This is a genomic window from Lacticaseibacillus salsurae (assembly GCF_045862175.1).
GTDB classification, from domain to species: Bacteria; Bacillota; Bacilli; order Lactobacillales; family Lactobacillaceae; genus Lacticaseibacillus; species Lacticaseibacillus salsurae.
Genome location: NZ_BAAFZI010000001.1, coordinates 14,734 through 32,116, shown reverse-complemented (window position 1 = coordinate 32,116; position 17,383 = coordinate 14,734). Strand labels below are relative to the sequence as shown.

The 17,383-nt window shown below is 48.8% G+C and carries 12 protein-coding genes and 1 pseudogene; 1 reads left to right on the top strand and 12 read right to left on the bottom strand.

Annotated elements, in window-relative coordinates:
* Positions 1-50: 50 nt before the first annotated feature.
* The 8 genes and pseudogenes from ACKTSG_RS00140 to parE form a co-directional block, all read right to left on the bottom strand.
* Complete coding sequence (locus ACKTSG_RS00140; protein WP_407890756.1) at positions 51-977, bottom strand: manganese-dependent inorganic pyrophosphatase; 927 nt, start codon at positions 975-977, stop codon at positions 51-53.
* Positions 978-1,013: 36 nt separating this feature from the next.
* Complete coding sequence (locus tag ACKTSG_RS00135) at positions 1,014-1,982, bottom strand: LysR family transcriptional regulator (RefSeq protein WP_407890754.1); 969 nt, start codon at positions 1,980-1,982, stop codon at positions 1,014-1,016.
* A 105-nt stretch (positions 1,983-2,087) separates the two neighbouring features.
* Positions 2,088-2,882 (bottom strand): pyruvate formate-lyase-activating protein, encoded by a 795-nt coding sequence (pflA, locus tag ACKTSG_RS00130; protein WP_407891145.1) that lies wholly within the window; start codon positions 2,880-2,882, stop codon positions 2,088-2,090.
* A 188-nt stretch (positions 2,883-3,070) separates the two neighbouring features.
* On the bottom strand, positions 3,071-5,329 hold the full coding sequence (pflB, locus tag ACKTSG_RS00125) for a formate C-acetyltransferase (RefSeq protein ID WP_407890752.1): 2,259 nt from the start codon (positions 5,327-5,329) through the stop codon (positions 3,071-3,073).
* 337 nt (positions 5,330-5,666) lie between these two features.
* A pseudogene (locus ACKTSG_RS00120) lies at positions 5,667-6,836 on the bottom strand (2-isopropylmalate synthase).
* Positions 6,837-7,167: 331 nt separating this feature from the next.
* A complete protein-coding gene (locus ACKTSG_RS00115) occupies positions 7,168-7,785 on the bottom strand; it encodes a PASTA domain-containing protein (RefSeq protein WP_407890750.1) in 618 nt (205 codons plus the stop codon).
* Positions 7,786-7,899: 114 nt separating this feature from the next.
* Positions 7,900-10,350, bottom strand: coding sequence for a DNA topoisomerase IV subunit A (gene parC / locus ACKTSG_RS00110; protein ID WP_407890748.1), 2,451 nt, complete (start codon positions 10,348-10,350; stop codon positions 7,900-7,902).
* Positions 10,350-12,365: a DNA topoisomerase IV subunit B gene (gene parE / locus ACKTSG_RS00105; protein WP_407890746.1), complete on the bottom strand. Its 2,016-nt coding sequence runs from the start codon at positions 12,363-12,365 to the stop codon at positions 10,350-10,352. Before parE ends, parC begins: the two co-directional genes overlap by 1 nt.
* A gap of 279 nt (positions 12,366-12,644) precedes the next feature.
* On the opposite strand from parE, the gene plsY reads away from it, so the two are divergent.
* The gene (gene plsY / locus ACKTSG_RS00100; RefSeq protein WP_407890744.1) at positions 12,645-13,265 is read left to right on the top strand and encodes a glycerol-3-phosphate 1-O-acyltransferase PlsY; all 621 of its coding nucleotides are present in this window, start codon (positions 12,645-12,647) and stop codon (positions 13,263-13,265) included.
* A 122-nt stretch (positions 13,266-13,387) separates the two neighbouring features.
* Here plsY and ACKTSG_RS00095 read toward each other — a convergent pair whose 3' ends face one another.
* The 4 genes from ACKTSG_RS00095 to hslV form a co-directional block, all read right to left on the bottom strand.
* Positions 13,388-14,317: a DUF7916 family protein gene (locus tag ACKTSG_RS00095; protein ID WP_407890742.1), complete on the bottom strand. Its 930-nt coding sequence runs from the start codon at positions 14,315-14,317 to the stop codon at positions 13,388-13,390.
* 141 nt (positions 14,318-14,458) lie between these two features.
* The gene (locus ACKTSG_RS00090; protein WP_407890741.1) at positions 14,459-15,340 is read right to left on the bottom strand and encodes an aldose 1-epimerase family protein; all 882 of its coding nucleotides are present in this window, start codon (positions 15,338-15,340) and stop codon (positions 14,459-14,461) included.
* Between the two features lie 42 nt (positions 15,341-15,382).
* The gene (gene hslU / locus ACKTSG_RS00085) at positions 15,383-16,792 is read right to left on the bottom strand and encodes an ATP-dependent protease ATPase subunit HslU (RefSeq protein WP_407890739.1); all 1,410 of its coding nucleotides are present in this window, start codon (positions 16,790-16,792) and stop codon (positions 15,383-15,385) included.
* Between the two features lie 33 nt (positions 16,793-16,825).
* Positions 16,826-17,350 carry an ATP-dependent protease subunit HslV gene (gene hslV / locus ACKTSG_RS00080; protein ID WP_407890737.1) on the bottom strand — a complete coding sequence of 175 codons (525 nt, stop codon included), beginning with the start codon at positions 17,348-17,350 and terminating at the stop codon, positions 16,826-16,828.
* Positions 17,351-17,383 lie beyond the last annotated feature (33 nt).

Genomic DNA, 17,383 nt, shown 5'->3' with positions numbered 1-17,383 from the left:
TTCCCTCCTAGCAAAAAAGCCGCGCAACACACGCGGCTTTACAGACGATATTAAGCTTCAAAAGCCTTTTGTAATGGTGGGACCACTTGTTTCTTACGTGAAACCACACCCGGTAAAGCCAAACGTGCATCGGCGTCGAACTTGGTGCCAAAAGCAGCTTCAAGCTTGTCTTTGCCTTCACCAAAAGCCAAACCAGTGGAGTTGGAGTTCAAGATATCAGTGGCAACCAATAAGAACAAGTCGTAACCATTCTTTTCGCTTTCAGCTTTCAAAGTGGCTTCAATGTCAGCTTGGCGCGCATAGATCTCGTTGAGATCCACCACGTTGACTTGGCCGATGCGAACGGTTTTGCCGCCCATATCAAAGGACTTCGCGTCGCCTTCAGCAATATCCAAATCAGACTTGGCGGCTAAGTTAGTGCCGGCTTTTAACATGTTTAAGCCATATTCTTGCAAATCAACGCCAGCGATCTTCGCCAATTCTGGCAAAATTTCGCGTTCCAAGTCAGTGGTGGTTGGGGATTTGAGCAATAAGGTATCAGAAATGGCGCCTGATAACATCAACCCAGCGATTTGTGGGGTGATCTCAAAACCATTCTCCTTGTACATCTTGTAAATGATGGAGTTGCATGAGCCCACTGGTTCTGCGCGAATGAACAAAGGTGCAGCCGTTTCAAAGTTGGCAAAACGGTGATGATCGACCACGGAAACGATCGTGGAATCTTTACGGTCAGCAACCGATTGTTGGGCTTCGTTGTGGTCAACTAACATCACGTCAGCGCCATTGGCAGCGTCGATCACGCGTGGTGCTGGGGTCTTGAATGTGTCCAAGGCGAACTTGGTTTCGTCGTTGGGGGTGCCTAAAGCGACAGCTTCAACATCCGTGTTGCCGGATTGACGCTGAAATTCAGCCCAGGTGATGGCGCTGGTGATCGCGTCAGTATCAGGGTTTTGATGTCCAAAAATCAATGTCGTCATTAGTAATTTGCTCCTTTAATTGAAACGATTTTCGCATTACTCATTCAGTTTAACACGGTTTTGAGCGACCCGCGATAAATAATCTGATTCTTGGAAATATTCGTCAAACGATTCCAAGAATTGCTTGATCCGCGGGATCTGAATTTTACGTTTGCGGTAAACAAAAGACAATTCAAAGTTGATCCCAGGCTCAAAAGCCGTCGCATACGCATGGATCTGGTCTTTATGGGCTTCATAGAAGCTGTTAGGTAAAGCGGTGTTCACGCCAGTGCGATTGATGAATTGCATCAGCTGATAAGGCGTGGTGAATTGGGCCACTGAACGCGGATCATCGACCATTTTGTTTTTGAAATTCTCATGGATGAACTGATTTAAGAAATACCCTTCTGGATAAGTCACCCAAGGCTGGGCAATGGTTTCAGCTAAGCGGACCCGCTTGCGATGGGACATGTCGTGATCATGATGCAAAAATACCAAGGATTCGTCGATGATCTTCTTGGTGGCATAAGGATCCCAATGTTTGATGGTTTCATCAGGTAAGTACATCACGGCCAAGTCGATTTGGTTATTTTCCAACTTGTCCCAGATCTCATGACGCGTCAGCATGCGCAAGGTCACTTGCACATGGGGATTGTGCGTATAGTAATCGGCAATAAACGCGTCAAATGCAGAGTCTTCTACCGATGCCAATAACCCAATGTTGATCTTCCCATTCGACGCGTCAGAGGCTTCTTGAATGCGATCTGTGGCCACATTGAGCACTTCATAGATCTGCTGGGTGGCATGCAACATCGTGACGCCAGCTTCAGACAAGCGCAGTTTTTTGCCAATGGAGTAAAACAGCGGCGTACCAACTGTGCGTTCAAGCTTTTTGATCTGTTGGGTCAATGCCGGTTGCGTGATGCCTAACAGTTGCGCGGCTTGGGTATAATTCATCGTGTCTGCGAGTTGTAGGAAATATGTCAGGGTCTTCGACGAGAAAATGCTTTCTTGAGGGGTTTTCATGGCGATATTCTCCTTAGATTTAGTAGATGCTTTCTTAATGATAAGGTATTACAAAAAAAGAAGCAACTATAAAAGTCACTTCTAGCTTATTGTTGTAAAAAGATGTTACTTCTTAGGCTTCCAAGTCTTGTAACCGGTGTAGTCAGCGGTGTGTAAGAGCTTTTCAGCGTTCTTGATGCGATCAGGAGTCGGCGGTTCGATCCCTTCAAGTGGATAAGCGATCCCTAATTCATGATATTTCTTGACCCCTAACGTGTGATACGGAAGCACTTCCACTTTCTGCACATTATTTAAAGTCTTGATATAATCGCCTAATTCTGTCAAATAATTATCATAATCGGTGCGTTCTGGCACCAAGACATGGCGGATCCACATATCGCAGTGATGACTGGACATGTATTGGATCATATCCAAAATGTTCTCATTGCCAAAACCAGTCAGTTTCTTGTGTTCGGCAGAGTTGATATGCTTGATATCAACTAAGGAAATATCAGTGACTGCCATCAGTTGCTCAAACTTATCAAACCAAGGTTGATCGCGCGTGAACGGGTTGCCTGATGTATCCAAGCACGTGGAGATCCCACGAGCTTTGGCTTTGGTGAACAGATCAAGCAAAAAGTCGATTTGCACCAACGATTCGCCACCAGAGCAAGTGATCCCACCAGTATCGCCCCAAAAGGCTTTGTAGCGTTCGGCATCATCAAGCACTTGATCGGCAGTCATTTCCGTGCCGACGCCGATATTCCAAGTATCAGGGTTGTGGCAATATTGACACCGCATCCGACACCCTTGTAAAAACGCGGTGAAGCGAATGCCAGGGCCATCAACTGCCCCAAAACTTTCAACTGAGTGGACATAACCTTTGATCGGGCCGTTTTCAGGTGTTTCCACCACATCCATCAAATTGGTTGGTGTGTTGGTATTTTCAAATAATTTCATGATCATTCCCCCTACTGCAGTCGCACAAGTCGCTTTGCCTAAAAGCGCAAAATGATTTTGCGCCTTTAGGCAAAACGGGAGCCGCAATGCGACTCCCGCTGCATGACTGTGAAATTCTTGTCTATTGTCACATTTACCGTTAACGAAAACTACATTTCTTCAAAGAACGTCCGCGCGATAACATCGTCTTGTTGTTCCTTGGTCAAATCAGCGAAGTATACGCAGTAGCCAGATACCCGCACAGTCAAGGTTGGGTATTCTTCTGGGTGCTTTTGCGCATCGATCAAAGTCTCTTTATTGAAGACGTTGATGTTCAAATGCATCCCGTTGTTGTGCATATACCCGTCGATCATGTTGACCAAAGTATCCTTACGCGTTTCGTCATCATGGCCTAAGGTGTTTGGGGTTACCCCAAAGGTGTTGGAGATCCCGTCAGTTGCATAGTGATAAGGGATCTTCGCTGTGGACATCAGAGAAGCTAAAGCACCGTTCTTTTCAGCACCGTATGCAGGGTTTGCACCAGGTGAGAATGGTTCGCCTTTTTGACGGCCGTTAGGGGTGGTACCAGTGTTCTTACCATAAACGACGTTAGAGGTGATGGTCAAAACAGAAGTGGACAACTTCGCATTGTGATACAAGTGATGCGTGTTCATCTTCGCATAGAACCACTTGATCAGCCAAACGGCAATGCTGTCAGCACGATCATCGTTGTTCCCATAGCGTGGGTAGTCGTTGTTTTCAGCCTTGAAATCAACTGCCACACCTTTTTCATCACGGATGACGTGAACTTTACCATACTTGATGGCAGAAATGGAGTCAACCGCATGTGAGAACCCAGAGATCCCAGTGGCGAAGGTGTAGTTCAAATGCGTGTCCTTCAATGCCAATTGGGCAGCTTCATAATAGTACTTGTCATGCATGTATTGGATAGCGTTCAAGGCGTTCACATAAACGTCTGCTAACCAGTCAGCTTGAACAGAGAACTTCTTCATGAAGTCATCATAGTCGATCACTTCATCAGTGATTGGCTTGGTTTCTGGACCAACTTGCTTTTCGCCGATTTCATCGACACCACCGTTGATCGCATACAAGATCGCTTTGGCTAAGTTAGCACGAGCGCCAAAGAATTGAACCCCGTCTTTGATTGGTTGTGCGGAAACACAGCAGGCAATGCCGTAGTAGTCAGTGCCCCATTCAGTCCGCATCAGATCATCGTTTTCATATTGGATGGTGGAACTAGTGATGGAAACTTCAGTGGCATAACGCTTGAAGCCATCAGGCAAAGCTTCGCTCCAAAGTAACGTGATGTTTGGTTCAGGAGCCGCACCCATGTTGTCCAAAGTCTTCAAGAAGCGGAAAGCCGTCTTGGTAATGTGGTGACGACCGTCAAAGCCAACGCCACCTAAGGACAAGGTAGCCCAAATTGGGTCGCCTGAGAACAAGGCGTTGTATTCTTCAGTCCGGATGAAGCGAACCATCCGTAACTTCATCACCAAGTGGTCGATCAATTCTTGTGCTTGGCTTTCGTTCAAGATACCGCGCTTCATATCGCGTTCGATAAAGGCATCGATCGTGGTATCGATACGGCCAACAGACATCGCAGCACCGTTTTGGGTCTTAACTGCGGCCAAGTAGCCAAAGTAGATCCACTGGATGGCTTCTTGGGCGTTAGTGGCAGGCTTGGAAATGTCGTAGCCATAGCTGGCAGCCATTTTCTTCATGTCGCCTAAAGCCCGATATTGATCAGAAACTTGTTCACGCAGGCGGATAACATCATCCGTCATTTCGCCATCGCCAATGTGCTGGAAGTCGTCAAACTTGTCAGCCATCAAACGATCGATCCCATAAATGGCGATACGTGGGAAATCAGCCACGATCCGGCCACGCGCATAAGCATCAGGCAAGCCAGTCACGATCTTGTAGTGACGCGCTTTGCGCATGTCTGGCGTGTAAACATCAAAGACACCTTGGTTATGGGTCTTGTGATATTCAGTGAAGATCTTGTGCATTTCTGGATCTGGCTTGTAGCCATAAGATTCCAACGCATCTTCAGCCATACGGATGCCACCAAATGGCATGAACGCACGCTTGAATGGCTTGTCAGTTTGCAAACCAACGATCTTTTCCAGGTCTTTGTTCAAGTAGCCTGGGCCATGACTTGTGATCGTGGCAACCACGTTGGTGTCAGCATCAAGGACCCCGCCAGCAGCACGTTCTTGCTTCTTCAAGTTGAGAACTTGATTGTTCAAGGTCGTGGTTGCTTCAGTAGGTCCAGCCAAAAAGCTTTCGTCGCCATTGTATTGTGTCAGGTTTTGCTGAATGAAGTCGCGAACATCGATTTCGCGTTGCCAGTTGCCGCCGTTGAAACCTTCCCAATAGTTGGTTTCGGTTTTGTCTAACTGTTTCATCTAAGTGCCTCCTAAAATGTGATTACCATGTCACAGATTTTACATTCTTAGTATAACACCTCCTTTGCATCTTGCAAGCCTTTTCTTTGGCTTTCTCATGCGAATGCAAAATCTTTTTTGGCGGTGGTGTGAAACCATTAGTCCGTTCGCTGTTTCACGAGATTGCGGTTACACTAAAAATGGCATCGTTCTCATTGATGGCCTGTACTACTGAGGATTCATGATACAGTTTCCCGTTTTGTGTAGTGGTACAAGAACCTGCCAGATTCCATAGCAGTTCCGCCAAAATAGCGACACAGCGCAAAAAAGGCGACTGCCTTCACAGTCGTCTTTTAAGTTAGGCGCGTTGTTGCTGTTGTGTCTTATACGCCTGCATCATGGTAACCATTTCCGCCGGTTTCACTAAGTCAGTTTCATCTGCGATCGCTTTAAACATTGGAAAGATATCGGTCATCATCGCGCGATCAACATGATAGCCCATTTCGTTGAGTTTGTTCATCACCGCGTGTGACCCTGACAGTTTGCCTAATGGTAAGCTGGTGTGCATGCCCACATCTTCTGGGACTAAGATCTCATAAGTTTGGCGATTTTTCAGCATGCCGTCTTGATGAATCCCAGATTCATGGGCAAAGGCATTAGCGCCGACGATCGGTCGATTAGGCCCAACGGCGATACTTGACGCTTGTGCCACCAGTTCCGAAACGCGCTTGGTTTCTGGCAGGTTGATGTTGGTTGTCGCATCATAAAAATCCCCGCGCACATGGATCGCTGCAGCCACTTGGATCTCATCGACGTTACCGGCGCGATCGCCTAAGCCATTGATCGTCCCTTGTACTTGAGTGGCGCCATTTTAGATCGCCGCCATCGCGTTGGCCATCGCCATGCCGAGATCATTATGCGTGTGAGCCGCCCATTCGATACGGTCAAATTCAGCAATGTGGGCTTTGAGGTTGGCAAAAATCGCGCCGAATTCTTCTGGGTCGTCATAGCCGACTGTATCTGGAATGTTGATCATGGTGGCGCCAGCATCGATCGCCGCTTGCACCGCTTCCACTAAAAAGTCTGGTTCTGTGCGTGAAGCATCTTCTGGGCTGAATTCCACCACATCAAACATCGATTTGCCATAAGCGACATCAGCGCGAATTTTGGCGATCATTTCTGCTTTGGTCATATGCAGCTTATATTGGCGATGGATCGGGCTAGTGGCAATAAACGTGTGGAGCATTTGATGCGGGGCTGGGGCAATGGCATCGCGTACGGCGTCCATGTCCTTGCGCACCAAGCGGGCTAAGCCAGTGACAGTAGTATGTTTGATGGTTTTGGCAATGGCATTGACGGCGCGGAAGTCTTCTGGGCTAGCGATCGGAAATCCTGCTTCAATGTAATCTACGCCCCAAGTCTCTAAGGCTTTGGCGATCTCAACTTTTTGTTCAACCGAGAAGTTGACCCCAATGGTTTGTTCGCCGTCACGTAATGTCGTATCGAAAAATTTGATCTGTTTGCGCATAAGTATTGCCTCCATAAAGTTGTTTGAGATGCGTTGAGAAAATAAAAAATAGGCCCTAGCTTCACACATTGCTTGTGTATAGCTAGACCCTATTGGCTAGCCACCGAGTTTGCTTCAGTGGCGTTGCAGCCACCGTTCGTCGATGGCCGCATATGAAAATGCCGCGATCGACTAAATCAACAATCGATCACGCAACAACGCAGTATTTTGATTCGTAATGATAATGGCTTTATTCATGATGAATTTCCTCCGCGTGTTGTTATTTGATGAAACTAACATTAAACTCTTCTCATCGTTTTGTCAACACCCTCATCAAATTCTTTTTTAACCATTATTTCGGTGCATCGGATTTCTCGGCGTTATCAGGCACATCGACGAACTCCCCATCGATCACTTTAGGCTTGCGTGAAAGCTTTTTGGGCAACTTGGTGGCACTGGTCACTGCCGTCACAGTGCCATGGCCGAGCTTTGACGCCAAGCCAACTGCGGCTGCCTTGCGCTTTTGTTTGCGCCGAGTAGCCTGATCGACTAGCGCTTGACTGGCGGTGATCAACGCCTCTGACACCAACAGCACTTTAACAAAGCTGCCAGCAGGTACGGTGACATTGGCTTTGGGGACAGTATTGAACACAGTGTTGGGGCGAAGCGTCGCAAATTTCGTGGCAGGTTGCGTCAACTCGACAAATGCTGACGTCAACTTAAATTGATCCAAAACCGCTTGCGCTTGCTCGCGACTTAAACCCGCCAGATCTGGCACTTTGACGTCATCTTTGTGTTTTTCAGCGTGAACGTCGATTTGGTGATTGGCCACACCAGAAGCCCCTTGAACCGCAGCTGAAAGAGGCCCCACCGCTTTGTCCAAGGTTTGCGTAAATTTTGAGACTCCTTTTGACCCCATGATTTTGTCAGTTGCTTGAAGCAGCGCATCTAATTTACTTTTTTTCGCCATGTCCTGCCCTCCTTGAATCACATTCGTCATTACGAAAATTATAGCATCTTTGATACCGCTTGCACAAATGCCTTGTCGACAAAAAACCGACCACTTTCGCAGTCGGTTTCAGCGCTATTGTGCACTGGGAAGATCGATAATGGTTTGGGCATACACATAAGTGGGCACGCCTTGCGTTTCGGTATCAATGACAAATGACCCATTGGAGTAACGATCGCCGTCAGGGCTGGCATTTGGATCCAGCGGCACTAAGGTATCGTTATCAGTCAAAACCGTCAATGTCGTGTTGTCGTCTACGACGTTCATGGCCACGATGCGATGAGGGGCTTTTTTCAGTTCACGCAACACCATCAAGCCGCGGCGAGCCCGAGTGGCAACCCCCATTTCTTTGAGTTTCATTTTCTTAAAGGCCCCACGCTGCGTCAAGATCCCAACTTCAGTGGTGTCTGGGTCATCGGCCAAAATGAAATTGACCACATAGTCGTCGGCTTTCAAGTCGATACTTTTGACGCCAGTGGCCCGCGCGCCGATCACAGACACTTCACTTAAGGCAAATTGCAAGCCGTAAGCCTGGTTGGTGACAGCAAAAACCGTTTGCGTCGATCCTGGTTCGACAAAGTAGGCGTTGGTAACGATCGCATCTTTGGCTTTAAGCTTCATCCCCATCATCGGGCGACTCTTGTAATTGCGTTGCGGTTGCATGTCAGCTAACGCGGTTTGCTTGATGTAGCCGTCACTGGAGCCTAACACGAAGTTGCCAGCTTGGGTCAAGTCGTCAAAACCAAACGCCGCGATCACTTGCTCATCGGCGTCAATACCGACCGTTTGCGACAAATGTTCGCCGGCATCCTTCCAACGCGCATCGGTGATCTCATGCACTGGGCGATAGATCACATTACCGTGGTTGGTAATGATGTACAAATGCTGCAAGGTGCCCATTTCTTGATCAAAAATGGCAAAGTCGTTGTCTTTGAGCCCATTATCTGCGGCATCCACGGCTTGATAACTCCGCAAGGAACTGCGCTTCATGTACCCGTCGCGAGAAACCAATACCATCACGCGTTCATCAGCGACGGTGACTGTGGTATCGACTTCTAACGTTTCGATGTCTTTTTGAATGCTAGACTTGCGGTCATCCCCGTAAGTTTTGGCAATTTCAGCCAATTCTGCTTCGATCACTTGGTCGCGTTTTTTAGGATCGCTTAAGATCCCTTGATACCCTGCGATCGCTTTGGCCAATTGCGCCGCTTCTGCTTGTAAGGCGGTGATATCGGTGTTGGTCAAGCGATACAGTTGCAAGGACACGATGGCTTCTGCTTGCGCCGTTGAAAAGTCGTAAGCTGACACTAAGTTCTTTTTGGCATCCGCTTTATCTTTGGACCCGCGAATGGTTTGGATCACTTGGTCCAGAATCGAGATCATTTTGATCAAGCCTTGCACGATGTGTTCGCGCGCTTGGGCTTTGGCCAAATCAAATTGAGTGCGGCGAGTGACGACTTGTTGGCGGTGCTTGATATACGCTTCAAGCATTGGCTTAAGGCCTAATTGCTTAGGCTTCATGTCAGCGATGGCCACCATGTTGAAGTTATAAGTGATCTGCAAGTCAGTGTTTTTAAACAGATAGGTTTGGATGCCTTGCGCGTTGGCATCTTTTTTCAATTCGATGACCACACTTAAGCCGAAACGATCTGATTCATCGCGGACTTCAGCGATGCCATCGACTTTTTTAGCCACACGGAGTTCATCGATCTTCTTGACTAGCTCCGCTTTGTTGACTTCATAAGGCAACTGGGACACGACGATTTGTTGTTTGCCGCCGCGCAAGTCTTCCACATGGGTGCGCGAGCGCACCACGATTTTACCACGGCCAGTTTCATAGGCTTGCCGGATCCCAGCTAAGCCTTGGATGATACCGCCAGTAGGGAAATCTGGGCCTTGGACGAATGGCATCAACGCGTCAAGATCGGCGTCTGGGTGTTTCAGCAAATACAAGATCGCATTGATCACTTCCCGCAAGTTATGCGGTGGAATGTCGGTGGCATACCCACTGGAGATCCCAGTGGCGCCATTGACCAACAAGTTAGGAAAAGCCGCTGGTAACACTGTGGGTTCTTGGGCAGTGTCATCAAAGTTCAACACCATATCAACAGTATCTTTGTCGATATCTTTGAGCATTTCCCCAGAGATCTTGGATAACCGCGCTTCAGTATACCGCATCGCAGCAGGCGGGTCGCCATCCATAGAGCCGTTGTTCCCGTGCATTTCGATCAATGGAGCGCGGAGTTTCCAGTCTTGTGACAAGCGCACCATGGCTTCGTAAATCGAACTGTCCCCATGGGGATGGTAATTCCCCATGACGTTCCCGACAGATTTGGCGGACTTGCGAAAGCCTTTATCAAAGGTATTGCCGTCTTCATTCATCGCAAACAAAATGCGGCGTTGCACCGGCTTTAAGCCGTCGCGAACATCAGGTAAGGCGCGTTCTTGGATAATGTATTTGGAATAGCGACCAAAGCGTTCACCCATGACTTGTTCCAGGGTCATTTCTTGGATCTGATTAGCCATTACTTACGTTTCCCCTTTCGCAGTTGTTGTTTGATCTTCGCCGCGCCAAATTGCATATTGGCGTGATCCACAGTTTTGGTTTCAAGGATCGACCCGTCATCATCCAAATCAAACTCGACGTTTTTTTCGATCCATTCACGACGCGGTTCGACGCGATCACCCATTAACGTGGTAACGCGGCGTTCGGCCAACGCCCCATCTTCGACCCGCACGCGGATCAAAGTGCGAGTTTCTGGGTTCATGGTGGTTTCCCACAGTTGATCGGCGTTCATTTCACCTAACCCTTTAAAGCGCGTCAAGGTATAACCTTTGCCCATTTTCTTGGTTTCCGCTTCCAGCTCTTCATCCGTCCATGCATAAGCGATTTGAATGTTGGCACCTTTGCCTTTTTGCAAGCGATACAGTGGCGGCAAGGCGATATACACTTTACCAGCATCCATCAATGGCCGCATGTAGCGGTAGAAAAAGGTCAACAGCAAGATCTGAATATGTGCCCCATCAGTATCCGCATCGGTCATGATGATGACTTTGTCGTAATTGGCCGCATCCAAATCAAACTCTGCGCCAACCCCGGCACCGATGGTATAGATCATGGTGTTGATTTCTTGGTTTTTGACGATATCCGCTAATTTAGCTTTTTGGGTGTTCAAGACTTTCCCACGCAAAGGTAAGATCGCTTGGAACTTACGATCGCGACCTTGTTTGGCTGAACCGCCGGCAGAATCCCCTTCGACTAAGTACAATTCGTTTTTCTTGGCGTTTTTGGATTGGGCTGGGGTGAGTTTGCCAGAAAGCAAGCTAGTATCTTTCTTCTTGCGTTTGCCATGCCGTGAATCATCGCGTGCCCGACGCGCCGCTTCGCGCGCTTCTCGGGCTTTGACGGCTTTGCGCACTAACTCTTGCGCGGCAGTCCCTTGCTCCATCAAATAAAAGCTCAGCTGCTCATAAACCACCGCATCGACCACAGAACGTGCTTGCGGGGTGCCGAGTTTGCCTTTGGTTTGCCCTTCAAATTGTAAGATCTCTTCTGGGATCCGCACAGCTAGCACCCCGGCTAAGCCTTCGCGAACATCTGAGCCTTCCAAGTTCTTGTCTTTGTCTTTCAACAAGTTGACTTTGCGAGCAAAGTCATTGAATGCCCGCGTCATGGCTGAACGCAAGCCGACTTCATGGGTCCCGCCGTCAGTGGTGCGCACGTTGTTGACAAACGAGATCAAGTTTTCCGAATAGCCGTCGTTATATTGGCCGGCAAAATCGACCACCACGCCGTCTTTTTCGCCTTCAAAGTTGAACACGTCAGATAGTGTGTCTTTGCCTTCATTTAAATATTTGACAAAAGACACCAAGCCATCTGGGTAATGATAGATCTCCACGCGATCGGTGCGTTCATCCGTCAACGAGATCTCAATGTCTTTGAGCAAAAAGGCTGACTCACGCAAACGCTCCGCCAAAGTGTCAAACGAGTACACTGTGGTGGTAAAAATCGTTGGATCGGGTTTAAAGGTGATGGTGGTGCCATTGGGTTCGTTGACTTTGCCTAACTTTTGCAACCCGCCATCTGGTTGGCCGCCGGCGATGAAGTGTTCAACAAACGCATGCTTATCGCGCACCACCCGCACGGTGAGGCTTTCAGATAACGCGTTGACGACTGACGAGCCGACCCCGTGCAACCCACCGGAAGTTTTATACGAGTTTTGATCAAATTTCCCACCGGCATGCAATACCGTTAAGATCACTTCGATCGTCGGCTTGCCGCTAGCGTGCATCCCCGTTGGCATCCCGCGCCCATGGTCTTGGACGGTGATCGAGTTGTCTTTATGGATGGTGACTTTGATTTTATCGCCGTATCCCGCCAATGCTTCATCGACGGCATTATCAACGATTTCATAAACGAGGTGATGCAAGCCTCGGGCATCGGTGGAGCCGATATACATCCCGGGACGCTTGCGCACGGCTTCTAGCCCGTGCAGCACCTGGATCGATGAATCCGTGTAAGCTGAACTTTGCGTATCCATTCAATTCTTCCTCTCTCTACAACATGTTACTAATGTACACCTTGAAAGGCTGTGACATAAAGCGTTTTTAGTCCAACCGCCTAGCACCAAGTCGATTTCGCCTTGATTTTATCGCCGCTTAAACTGGCGTAGGCCTTGCTGGACGTGACCTTAGTCTCTTGACTCAACAAGCCTAAACTATTTTACGCGTCGTTTTCGCAATCGTCAAAAAAATGCTACAATAACACCACGACTATTCGCAAAACCCTTGAGGTGGCGCAACAAAGGAGGGGCAGTTTTTTGACAATCGCCCTATGTTTTATACTTGCCTATTTGATCGGCTCGATCCCCAGTGGCGTGTGGGTCGGCCAAGCTTTTTTCCATCAAGACATTCGTCAGTCTGGGTCACACAATATCGGGACCACCAATGCGTATCGGGTGTTGGGGCCAGTCGGCGGCTCGATCGTGTTGGTGATGGACATTTTAAAAGGCACGCTTGGCGCCAGTTTGCCGATCTTGTTTGGCATTCCACAACACTGGTTGGTGTTGATCGTCGGCTTGGCGGCAGTCGCCGGCCACACATTTTCGATCTTCATTCACTTTAAAGGCGGCAAAGCCGTGGCCACCAGTGCCGGGATTTGCTTGGCTTATGATTGGAAGTTCTTTTTGATCTGCTGTGCGATTTTCATTAGTTTGGTGATCTTGACGTCAATGGTGTCCATCGCCTCAACTGTCGGCATGGGTTTGGTCACCTTCACCAGTTTGTTTTGGCATGATTGGTTGTTGACGATCGTCGCATTCGCGCTGTGGCTGGTATTTTTGATCCGCCACAAACAAAACTTCGCCAGGATCAAAGCGGGTACCGAAAATATGGTGCCATTTGGGCTCGGTCTTTACCTCAGAAACCATCGGCAGAAATAAGTCATTCAAGTCAGGCTTGCGAGTCTGGCTTTTTTGGTGCGCAAAAACGCCCATCCGCCACGATCAGTGCTTTGAATCGCAGTGGATAGGCATTTGGTTGTTTGGATCGGTTTTGCCGGCATTTAGCGGTAAATCGAGCGGGCCATGCGCTGTAAGGCGTGGCGTTGCCCGCGAATGGCTTTGCTTAACGCAAAGACCGTGTCTTCTGGTGACACCACGCCCCAAGCAGCGTCGCCGACATGTTGAATGTCGACGCCACAGATCTTGTTGCGAATGCCGATTTGTTCCATGAAGCTGGCGCCTGAGCCTTCTTGACTGGTGCCAATGGTACTCATCACCAAGGCGTCATGCGCATGCGCCAGTTGGACGATCGCTTTGAGCTGGTCGTCGTCAAATCCTGGCACAGTGCCTACTGCTGGCACTAAGATCACATCCGCCCCAGCGGCTAAAAAGGCTTGCGTTGACGCGGTTGACACCACTGGCTCGTTGACACCGGCGCCATGCATTTTACCGGCAATGATCAAGCCAGAAAAGACTGTTTTGGCGACTTTGATGTTAGCCGCGATCTGCTCATTGGTGACGCCAGTACCAGGATTGCCTGTCAAGCACACAAAGTTGCACCCTAACGCTTCGGCTGCTTTTAAAGTGGCGACGCTGGCAGTACGCCCTGGGGCAATGGTCAAGCGGTCTTCGGCCATATCTGCGGATTCATCCACCGGTTCCAAATTCACCCCGATCGGGCGGCCGACCAGCTTTTGCAACCGATGAATCGTTTGTCCGTCATCATGCACTTTTGCTGTGGCCAAGGTCGCTTCGCCAGGATAAAGACCTACGATCAAAGGATGCAACACGTCAAACATATTCAACAAAATCAAGTCTGCGCCAAATGCAGCGGCGTATTCGCTGGTGGTGATACCGTCCATGGGTTCATGCACCACCACATTTTCTGATAAGATCACCCGTCCTTCTGAGGCTTTGATGCTTTGTTTCAATTCCGCACCAGTCATGGCCAGCATGTCGCTGGTGTCAGCAGAAATCAATCGTTTCACCATGTTATCGTTCCTTTCAATATTCGAATATATCAGCTTTCACAGGTTTCATGGTAGTGAGTTGCCGCAGTCAATGCAACGGCTCACGTCAGCTTTGGCGAAAAAAACAGCTTCCTCAAGTTGAGAAAGCTGTTGGCACGGATGCTAGAAAATCGCAATGGAATACCCATGATCAAAGACTTCACCAGGGGCCAACTTGTTGATGCCTAGTTTATGGGTGAAATCACCGTCTGCGTCGATGGTGTCGGCGATCCCCCACCAAGGTTCGATGCAAACAAAGTTGCCGGTGGTAGGATATGGGCTCCAAACGCCCATAAATGGGGCATCTGGCATGGTGACTTCTACACCGTGACGCGTTTTTTCCGAGCGGATGGCAAAAACAGTTTCACCTTTAAGTTCATAAATGATCGCATCATTTTTGAACATTTCATGGGACAACTGCTGGTTCACATCAGTCGCCGCTAAGGTGCGGTGTTCATAATCGATCCCAGCGCCGGCGATCAACGGGATCTGGACGCGACTTTTACGTGGCTTGAATTCCAAGTAGTAATCATCGAACTTGGTGTCTTCAGACAATGGCACCACAAAACCAGGATGGCCGCCGATGCCAAAGTACAGCGGGTCTTTTTCATCTGGATTGTCGACGCGATAGGTCACGTCTAAGACATTGTTGGTCAAGGTGAACGTCAAGCGCAAGTTGAACACGAAAGGATACAACTTGCGAGTAGCTTCAGAGTCTTGTAGCAAAAAAGTCACAAACGTTGGCGTGGCTTGTTCCACTTCAAAATCCATATCACGAGCAAAACCATGTTGGGTCATGTGATAGGTTTTACCAGCGTATTGGTAAGTGTCGTTTTTCAACGCGCCGACCATTGGGAACAATACCGGCGCATGTCGTTTCCACACTTTGGGGTCAGCTTGCCAATTATATTCTTGGCCGGTGTGGTTGTTGATGATGCTGGTGATCTCGGCCCCATGTTCAGAAATAGTGACCGTCAAAAAATCGTTCTTCAATGTTTGTGCCATGTTGTGACTTCCTTTACCGTATACCCCTGTGGGCCTTATATTTTATAAAATGAAACGGGTCATATCTTTGTCAGCGGCAATATTGCCGATTTTGTCGTCGACGTATTTGGCGGTGATGGTGATGTCGCCTAAGCCCATATCTGGACCTTCGTACAACACATCTTCAAGCAGCTTTTCCAAAATCGTTGCCAAGCGCCGTGCCCCGATGTTGTCTGTATCGCGATTGACGCGAGTGGCGATTTGAGCAATGGATTCGATGGCTTCTTTGGTGAAAGTGACATGCACCCCGTCGGCGCCGATCAAGGCGATGTATTGTTTGACTAACGCATTGTCCGGCTCTGTTAGAATACGCACGAAATCGTTTTCTGTCAAATCATTCAACTCCACGCGGATCGGGAAGCGCCCTTGCAATTCTGGGATCAAGTCTGAAGGCTTGGCCGTGGCAAACGCGCCAGAGCCGATAAACAGCACGTGATCTGTGGACAGCGGCCCATATTTGGTGTTGACTGTCGACCCTTCAACGATCGGCAAAATATCGCGTTGCACGCCGTCGCGAGAAACTTCGCCGCTGGTGCGCTTATCGCCACTGGCAATTTTGTCGATTTCATCAATGAAAATGATCCCGTTGTTTTCAGCCGACGCGATCGCATCATGATAAATATCGGCATGGTTGACCAATTTATCGGATTCTTCTTTGATGAAGACTTCGCGAGCTTCTTTGACTGTCATGGTGCGTTGGACTTTCTTTTGAGGCATCATGTTGCCTAGCATTTCGCCAACATCGATCCCCATTTGGCCGTACATGTCATTGCCACCGGTAGGCTTTTTGGCATCGGCAACCGTGACTTGTAATTCGCGGTCTTCGAGTAAGCCTTTTTCCAGTTGTTCAGCGACGCTTAAGCGCTGATTGCGGATCTCATCAGTGACTTCGCCTTCATCGGCTTTTGGTTGGGTCGCTTCGCCATTTTGCAAGTTTTGCAACATGCTCATCATGTCAGCCATTGGGTTGGCACTGGCTTTTTTCTCTTTTTTGATCGCTGGCACTAATAATTTGACCAAACGTTTATCCGCTTCTCGCGTGGCCCGCGTCCGCACGCTTTCAAATTGTTTGGCTTCTTCCATTTGCACCGCCACATCTGCCAAGTCGCGCACCATTGATTCGACATCGCGGCCAACATAGCCGACTTCAGTGAACTTGGTGGCTTCAACTTTGACAAAAGGCGCATTGACGATTTTGGCCAAGCGCCGAGCGATCTCAGTTTTGCCGACCCCAGTAGGGCCGATCATCAGTAAATTCTTTGGGGTGATCTCGCGTTGCATGGTTTCAGATAACTGCATGCGCCGATAACGATTGTACAAGGCCACTGCAACGGCTTTTTTGGCATCATCTTGGCCGATGACATATGCGTTGAGTTGGGCGACGATTTCTTTTGGGGTTTTGACCATATGCATTCTCCTGTGTAGCGATCAATGAGATAGGTAAGCTTAATCGAAGCTTTCGACGATAATGTTGTGGTTGGTGAAAATATCGATCGAACCGGCAATATCGACGGCTTCTTTGGCGATTTGCTTGGCGTCAAGATCCGTGTGGCGGATCATGGCCATCGCCGCTGCTTGCGCGTAATTGCCACCAGAGCCGATGGCCACCACATCTTCGTCAGGCTCTAAGACTTCGCCATTGCCTGAAACCATCAATAAGTCGTGTTCATCCATGACGATCATCAACGCTTCCAGTTTTTGCAAAGTCGGGTCTTTGCGCCAGTCTTGCGCCAAAGCCACCGCAGAGCGACGCAGATTGCCAGCGTGGACTTCCAGCTTTTTTTCAAACCAATCTTGTAAGGTGAACGCGTCTGCGACCCCGCCGGCAAAGCCGATCACGACTTTGCCGCCAAAGATCCGACGCACTTTTTGGGCGTTACCTTTGGAAATGACTTTTTCGCCCATGGTCACTTGGCCGTCACCGGCGATTGCCGTGTGGCCGTTTTTTCTAACTGCTGCAATTGTTGTCATGTGGTTTCCTCCAAAAATTGTGAATGTGATCAG

Excerpts from the sequence above, each read along its gene's own strand:
- ACKTSG_RS00140 (WP_407890756.1), bottom strand. The coding sequence starts at position 977 with ATGACGACATTGATTTTTGGACATCAAAACCCTGATACTGACGCGATC.
- ACKTSG_RS00135 (WP_407890754.1), bottom strand. The coding sequence starts at position 1,982 with ATGAAAACCCCTCAAGAAAGCATTTTCTCGTCGAAGACCCTGACATAT.
- pflA (WP_407891145.1), bottom strand. The coding sequence starts at position 2,882 with ATGGATGTGGTGGAAACACCTGAAAACGGCCCGATCAAAGGTTATGTC.
- pflB (WP_407890752.1), bottom strand. The coding sequence starts at position 5,329 with ATGAAACAGTTAGACAAAACCGAAACCAACTATTGGGAAGGTTTCAAC.
- ACKTSG_RS00115 (WP_407890750.1), bottom strand. The coding sequence starts at position 7,785 with ATGGCGAAAAAAAGTAAATTAGATGCGCTGCTTCAAGCAACTGACAAA.
- parC (WP_407890748.1), bottom strand. The coding sequence starts at position 10,350 with ATGGCTAATCAGATCCAAGAAATGACCCTGGAACAAGTCATGGGTGAA.
- parE (WP_407890746.1), bottom strand. The coding sequence starts at position 12,365 with ATGGATACGCAAAGTTCAGCTTACACGGATTCATCGATCCAGGTGCTG.
- ACKTSG_RS00095 (WP_407890742.1), bottom strand. The coding sequence starts at position 14,317 with ATGGTGAAACGATTGATTTCTGCTGACACCAGCGACATGCTGGCCATG.
- ACKTSG_RS00090 (WP_407890741.1), bottom strand. The coding sequence starts at position 15,340 with ATGGCACAAACATTGAAGAACGATTTTTTGACGGTCACTATTTCTGAA.
- hslU (WP_407890739.1), bottom strand. The coding sequence starts at position 16,792 with ATGCATATGGTCAAAACCCCAAAAGAAATCGTCGCCCAACTCAACGCA.
- hslV (WP_407890737.1), bottom strand. The coding sequence starts at position 17,350 with ATGACAACAATTGCAGCAGTTAGAAAAAACGGCCACACGGCAATCGCC.